This is a genomic window from Pontiella sp. (assembly GCF_041622395.1).
GTDB lineage: Bacteria > Verrucomicrobiota > Kiritimatiellia > Kiritimatiellales > Pontiellaceae > Pontiella.
The window spans coordinates 1-7178 of sequence record NZ_JBFJYW010000206.1; the positions used below are offsets into that span (position 1 = coordinate 1).

Genomic DNA, 7178 nt, shown 5'->3' on the forward strand with positions numbered 1-7178 from the left:
CAGCTTTCGCGATTGGCCAACTATGGTCTGGGGACGGGCGTCGGCGCCATTGGATATCGGTCCGCGCCCCACAAGACCCCCGAGCAGCCGGAATGGATCGAAATCAACTTCAACGCCCCCGTGGCGTTGGACGAGGTCATTCTGGTTCCCGCCATTCGCCGCGACACCGAAAACGGATTTCAGGCCGACGGGTTTCCGGTGCATTTCCGGCTGGTTGCCGGAGTCGGCGACAACCCGGCCGGTCACGTGGTGGCCGAATACACCGGCGCCGACCGCATCCTGCCGCGTATCGCGCCGTTTTCCATCCCCTGCAACGGCATCACGGCTTCGTGGATCCGGATCGAAACGGTTCAACTCTCCCTGCGCGCGTTCGACGAGAGCTATGTCTTGCAGCTCTCCGAAATCCTGGCGTTCAGCGGCGGGGAAAACGTGGCGCTGCATAAACCGGTAAAAGTGCCGGCGAAGATCCCCACCGAGAACCCCGGCTGGGACGCGCGATTTGTGGTGGATGGCTTCATGCCCTACCTGATGGATGCCGCCGGGGGCAGCAAAAGCATCGCCTATCTAACCCCGCCCATCATCGACGTCCTGCCCTCCCTCTCCATCGATCTCGGTCAAAGCGTTCCCCTCTCCCGGATCAACCTGCATGCCGTCGATCAGAGCGACACCCTTCCCCAGGCATTCATCGGCGATTACGGCATCCCGAAACACCTGCGCATCGAAGGCGCCAATCAGCCTGATTTTTCCGATGCCACCCCGCTGGCGGACCTGCACCATGAGACCCTCTACGACATGGGGCCGATTCTGATGCTTCCCTTCCCCGAAACCCCGTGCCGCTATGTTCGCTTCAACGTCATCGAACCTTCCCCGACGGCCCTCTATGGCCCGATTCCCGCGCGCATCGGCTTCGCGGAAATAGAAATTTTTTCCCGGGGGCGCAACCTGGCGCTCGGGAAATCGGTCAGCACCTCCTTTGGGTCCTCCAGCCCCAACCGCCCATTGACCAACCTGACCGACGGGCTCAATATCTACGGAACCATACTACCGATTCACGCATGGCTCAATCAGCTGGCATTGCGGCATGAACTCGAAACCGAACGCCCCCCGTTGCTGCAGGAACTCAACCTTCGCTATGCCCGCCAAAAAGACAACCTGCGCCGCATGGGCTGGCTGACCATCCTACTGGCGAGCGGAACCATCATCACGATCCTCATCGACCGCATTATCCGGTTGCGGACCATCCACCGCATCCGCGAGCGCATCGCCGCCGATCTACACGACGAGCTGGGGGCCAACCTCCACGCCATCGGCCTGCTGGGCGACCTCGCCCAGTCCGCCAAGGAGACCCCCGAAAAACTCGACCGGATCCTCCAGCGCATGCGCGCCCTTACCGAACGCACCGGCGCCGCCGCCCGCTACTGCACCAACCTACTCGAAGCCGATGGGCTCTACGAAGATCTCGTCGAGGACATGCGTAAAACCTCCAGCCGCATCATGGCCGATCTCGACCACGAGATCCGCTTCGAGGGCGAAGAAGTGCTTCAAAAGCTCCGGCCCCGCAGGCGCATCGACCTGTTCCTGTTCTACAAAGAGAGTCTCATCAACATCATCCGCCATTCCGGCGCCACGAAAGTAAGAACCCGGCTCAACGCAACGAACAAGCAACTCGAGCTCTCCGTCACCGACAACGGGCATGGGCTCAACGGCGAAGTTCCCGCCTCCTTGAAGCGTCGCGCCCGGCTATTGGGCGGGCAGGTCTCGAGCCAAAAAGCCGAACCGAACGGAACCCGCATTACCCTCACGTTTAAACTAAAAAACTTAAAGGTTTGAGATGAAGCCAACGATCCGCGTCATGCTGGTAGAGGACAACCCCGAATACCGGGAAGTCATCAAACTGGCCCTGGAAGATGAAACCGACATCGAGCTGATCAGCCAGTTCGGCACTTCCGAAATTGCCCTGCGCAGCCTGCAAGAGCTGTCCACGCGCAAAGCGCCCGACCTCGTGCTGCTCGACCTGCGTTTGCCCGGCATGGACGGGCTCGACTCTTTGCCCTACTTCCGCTCCGCCCTGCCCGATGCAAAAATCATCATCCTCACCCAATCCGACGACCAGGCGGATGTCCTCCGCGCCATCGGGCGCGGCGCCTCCGGCTATCTCCTGAAATCGGCCACGCTCAGCCAGATCACCGACGGCATCCGTTCCGTCATGAAAGGCGGAGCGCCGCTCGATGCCGGCGTCGCCCGCTTCATCGTGGCCAGCCTACAATCCAAGTTGCCGAACGACCAGGTTGCCATCGATCTTTCCCCGCGCGAATACGAAATTCTCACGCTGATCGGCGATGGGCTCGTCAAAAAGGAAATCGCCGAGCAACTCAACATCAGTTACTCCACGGTCGACACCCATGTGGCCCACATCTACGAAAAACTCGAAGTCAGCAACGCCCCATCCGCCATCAACAAAGCCCACATCCTGGGTCTGTTTCGGAACTGAAGCGGAATCCGGCGAGATGCTACATGCATGCACCATTCGCGGGCATTGCCTTTTTTCCCGAACTACAGCGGCCAGTTCAGGGATGTCTTCTGCTCGGAGAGCGTCCAGAGCCGGGCCGCCATTTCCCGGTTCAGGGCCAGCTTGTGCAACGGGCACTCGCCGACGGGCCCCACCGTCTCTGCTCGTTTCGTGGGGCCATAGAGCTTTGCCGACTCCACGGACTCTTCCGTTGCGCACATCACCTCGGGCCAGGAGCCCTTTTCGGCGGACTGTGCGATAAACCGCGAGAGGATGGCCCAGACCCTCTTGTTGAAGGGGCTGGCCGTGTCCATCAACAAATTGGTTCGTGACGCGCCGGGGTGGCAGACCTGGACCACCACCCTCTTGCCGGCCGCTTGAACCCGGCGCTGCAGCTCGTAGGCGAACATCATCTGCGCGAGTTTGCTCTGGGCGTAGGAATTCCAGGCGGTGTAGTTGCGGTCGAAGTTGAGGTCTTCGAACTGGATTTTCTTCCGCCCCATTTTATACGCGTTGCTGCCAACGACCACGATGCGCCCCTGCGACTCTTCGATCCGATCGAAGAGCAATCCACACAGGAGAAAATGGCCGAAATGGTTCACGCCAAGCTGGCTTTCAAAACCGTCCACGGTGATCGCCTGCTTAGCCACCTGGGCAATGGCGGCGTTGCAGATGAGTGCATCGATGCGGGGGATCTTCGCCAACACCTCCGCCGCCGCTTTCCGCACGGAGTCCAACACCGCCAGGTCCATACGCACGAATGTCACCTCGGCGGCAGGGCCGAATTCCTGTTTCAGGGCCGCGATGGCGGCGGCTGACTTATCGGCGTTGCGGTTCAGCATCACCACTCGTGCGCCCTTGGCGAGGAACACCCGCGCGGCCTCGAATCCCGCACCGGAGTTGGCTCCCGTAATCACATAGGTGTTGCCATCGAGGGAGCCGAGACGCTCCGGCGTCCAGCCCTTCGGCCCAAATTTTTGTTTGATGGTCATGGTTCATTCTCCTCGCTTGACGGCCAAAAACCGTACCGCTCATTCCCGGTCACATCTAGGCGGAATAGTCGCAAATACATGCCCAATTGTATCGGACGGTTGATTTTTTCGCTTTCCGGCACTAGGTTGACCGAATGAGCAAGCAACAGATAAAACAACTCATCGAAGACCGGGTCTGCGAGGATGGCATGGTGGAATCCGGGGTGAAGGGGGTGCAAGTATTCCGAGTCACCAAGCCGCATCGTTGCGCCCCTGCGCTGTACGAACCCTCGGTCGTAGCCATCCTGAACGGACAGAAGGAAGCGCTATTGAATGGTCGGCAATTTGTCTACGACAGCAGCCGGTACATGTGTTGCGCCATGTCGATGCCTGTGGAGGCGGGGACCCCTAAGGCGTCGCCGGCCGATCCCCTCCTCGGCGTGATGATCTCCCTGGATACGCGAGTTATGACCCAACTGGCCATTGAGATGGAAAACGCGCCCGGTACCATCCGAACGCCTGGCGGCGCGCAGCTGCCGCAGGGGATTGCACTTGCCCGCTGGGACGACGCATTCACGGAAGCGTTGCTGCGGCTGCTGCAAGTGGGGAATAACCCGGCGGATGCGGCGGTACTTGGGGACGGCCGGCTTCGCGAGCTGTACTACGCCATTTTAAAGGGGGAGGCCGGGAATTCCGCAAGGCGAGCATTCGGCGTGGGCAATGGGATCGCCCGGTCAATAGCGCTTTTGTCTTCCCGCTTGAATGAAACCGTCACCATCGAAGAGATGGCCGCCCAGGTGGGGATGAGCCGGGCCGTGTTCCACCGCAAATTCAAACAGGCCACCACGATGTCGCCCATCCAGTTCGTCAAATCCATGCGGCTGAACAGCGCCGCCACGAAGATTGCCGGCGGAATGACGGTGAACGAAGCGGCCCTGGACGTGGGTTATGTGAGTTCCTCTCAATTCAGCCGGGAGTTTAAACGCATGTACGGACAGTCTCCCAGACAGTGGAGCCACTCCAGGCAACGACCTGCGGAAACTCCGTGACGGGGGGCGCGACGGCCTGGAGCCCCGCCACCTCCCGACTACGGAGACCACTCGGGAACACCTTGTTCTTTCTGTTGAGACTCATACCGAAGCTTATAGGGTTGCTTTTCGGGCGGGGTGGCCGACAGGCCCTCGTTGACCATTTTCGGCAACGTGGAATTCCACCATTCGCCGTAGGCCGCGCGCAACCGCTCCACCACCTCCGGGAACGACGATGCAACGTCGTTGCGCTCGCCCGGGTCGTTTTCAATATCGAAGAGCTGGGCGCCGTTCACCAATCTCCAACGCTGGGTGCGCACCGCGCATTTATTGAATGCATAGGCGTCGCGTTCGCCGGTTGGCCAGCGCCCGCAATGCGTGAAAAGCATCCGGTCCGGCCAAGGGGCCGCAGGGTTTTCCAACAGGGGAAGGAAGGAACGCCCGTCGAGCGCCTGCATGGTTTGCGGCAGCTTCACGCCCGCCAGATCGCAGAAGGTTTGGTATAGATCGACGTGCGCGACCAACCCGTTGATATCAACCCCCGCTCCCAGCACGCCGTCCCAACGCATGATCATCGGCACATGATTGCCGCCCTCGTAGGGCGAGCCCTTGCCACTCCGCAAGCCCGCGTTGAAATAGGAAAACCGTTCGCCGTTGCGTTTGCCCGTCAGATAGTTGGCGCCGTTATCGGTCGTAAAGATCACCACGGTATTTTCCCATGCGTCCCATTCATCGAGCTTGCGCATCAGCACGCCGAAATTGTCGTCGATGTTTTCGATCATGCCGAAGCGCGCCGCCGTCGCGGCATCGAAGCCGAGTTCCAGAAAACGCCGTTTATATTTTTCGGGCGCGATCAAAGGCGCATGCGGCGCATTGGGCGCCACATAGGCGAAATACGGTTGTCCGGATTGCTCCTGCTTCTGAATCCAGCCCAAGGCCGCCTTGAAAAACAGATCCGTGCAAAAGCCGGGAGTCTTCACGACGGTTTCGTTATGCAAGAGCACATTGTCGAAGTAGCGCTGCTCCTTGTTCGCGGGGAAATCGCCGCCCTGACCGATCCCCCCGCAACCGTGGATCAGCGCCTCGTCAAATCCACGGTTGCCCGGCAGATAGGGCTCTTCATCGCCCAAATGCCATTTGCCGAAAATGCCCGTTGCATAGCCCGCGCTCTTCAACGCCTGCGGCAGGGTAAAGATACCCAGCTTCATGCGCTCGCGTTGCAGGATCGTATGGGTGACCCCCACGTTGAACGGATAACATCCGCTCATCAGGGCGGCGCGGGTCGGCGAACAGGACGGACTGACATGAAATTCGGTAAAGCGGGTGGATAGCCCATGGAACCGGTCGAGGTTCGGTGTTTTCACCAGATCGCTACCCATGCAGGAAAGGTCCCCCATTCCCTGGTCATCGGTCATGACTAAAATCAGGTTGGGGCGGCTCCCCGACAAAGAAGCGGCTCCCGCCTGCAGAACAACCGCGATCGTCCCCATCCAAATTCCCAGTTTCCGCATGCTACCTCTCCATTAGCGGTCGTTGATGGCCCAACGGTTCTTCCACCTGGAACCATCGTACATTCGTACCATTTCAAGGACGCAGATTCCACTTAAGCCAGTGGTCCTAAAATCGGGGTCAACCGCAGTCCGGTGCCCCGGATCCGGAATTAAACCCGCTATTTCCCAAACGTTAGTTGAACCTGATCAATGATCGGCTTGGACTCGTTCGATGTTTGATCCGAGAGCTTCAGCTCGAACTGGAACCCGTAGCCTGCCGGCAGGCTGGTCAGATCCAGCTCCGCCGGAATCCGGGCCACCTGTTTGGCAAATCCCTCAATCGCTTCATAGCGCTCGCTGACCGCCTGCCAGTCCGTCCATTGGTCGATTGCCCCGTCCTGGTTCGTGTCGACGCCGACGCGCACCTTCACGCCGTCCACCCACGGGCCGGGGCTCACGTAGTCGGTCGACATCTGGGTCGCCAGATAAAACCGACCTTCGGCGAAAATGACGTCCGGATCGGGGTGGCCGGAACCGAGATTGCCGCAGAAGGTGAACTGCTTATTGATATCCGGGGAGGTGAACCAGGCCACGCTCATCGCCTGTTTATCGCCGTGGGCGCTTGCCGGATCGAAATCGCAGAAGAGATAGTATTGCCCGCCAATGGAAATCGCCGCCCAGTCGCCGTAGGCACTCTGTTCCGGCTCGTGAATCTCATATTGGGCGAATGCCACCATTTGCCCCGGCTTGATTCCGTGGTACGTCCCCTTCCCCTGGTACACTTTCCCCGGATAGTTTGCGGGATCTTCCTTATACCAATGCGGATGCAGATATTCCGCAAACTTCCCGGTCGGCTCGGTCCGTTCATCGACGGGCGGGGCAAGAATCTGAAACCGGCCGATGCCGTCGGGGCTGACGGCATGGGTCGCCAACGGCGAATCCCAGGCGTGTCTGCTGGCATCGATCGGACTCCAGTCTTCGGCGACAACATGGAAATGGCCGTCTAGATCCCGGATGAAGGCGCAGTCGGAACCGTCGGACGGATCCTTGAAGGCCAGCCCCATGTCTTCGCCCAGCTTCCCGTCGGTCAAATCCGCATCGATGATGAGATGCGGGTCCTGATCGTTCGGGAAGTCGTAGTAGAAATAGGCCTTGCCATCGACATATTCCGCCGTGGTCA

The 7178-nt window shown here is 59.8% G+C and carries 5 protein-coding genes and 1 pseudogene; 3 read left to right on the top strand and 3 right to left on the bottom strand.

Annotated elements, in window-relative coordinates; genetic code table 11:
- Together ABYO54_RS11815 and ABYO54_RS11820 are read left to right on the top strand one after the other, a co-directional pair.
- Positions 1–1830: histidine kinase (locus ABYO54_RS11815; protein WP_372808457.1), on the top strand; the 1830-nt coding region annotated here is incomplete at its 5' end.
- Position 1831: 1 nt separating this feature from the next.
- Entirely contained in the window at positions 1832–2491 is a 660-nt protein-coding gene (locus ABYO54_RS11820; protein ID WP_372808458.1) for a response regulator, read from the top strand.
- Positions 2492–2553: 62 nt separating this feature from the next.
- Here ABYO54_RS11820 and ABYO54_RS11825 read toward each other — a convergent pair whose 3' ends face one another.
- Positions 2554–3501: an SDR family oxidoreductase gene (locus ABYO54_RS11825; RefSeq protein WP_372808459.1), complete on the bottom strand. Its 948-nt coding sequence runs from the start codon at positions 3499–3501 to the stop codon at positions 2554–2556.
- Between the two features lie 134 nt (positions 3502–3635).
- On the opposite strand from ABYO54_RS11825, the gene ABYO54_RS11830 reads away from it, so the two are divergent.
- Positions 3636–4529, top strand: a complete 894-nt coding sequence (locus tag ABYO54_RS11830; RefSeq protein ID WP_372808460.1) for an AraC family transcriptional regulator — start codon at positions 3636–3638, stop codon at positions 4527–4529.
- Between the two features lie 38 nt (positions 4530–4567).
- On the opposite strand, the gene ABYO54_RS11835 is transcribed toward ABYO54_RS11830, so the two are convergent.
- Both ABYO54_RS11835 and ABYO54_RS11840 read right to left on the bottom strand, forming a co-directional pair.
- Positions 4568–6019: an arylsulfatase gene (locus tag ABYO54_RS11835; RefSeq protein ID WP_372808461.1), complete on the bottom strand. Its 1452-nt coding sequence runs from the start codon at positions 6017–6019 to the stop codon at positions 4568–4570.
- Positions 6020–6177: 158 nt separating this feature from the next.
- Positions 6178–7178 (bottom strand): annotated as a pseudogene (locus tag ABYO54_RS11840) (hypothetical protein); the annotation flags it as partial.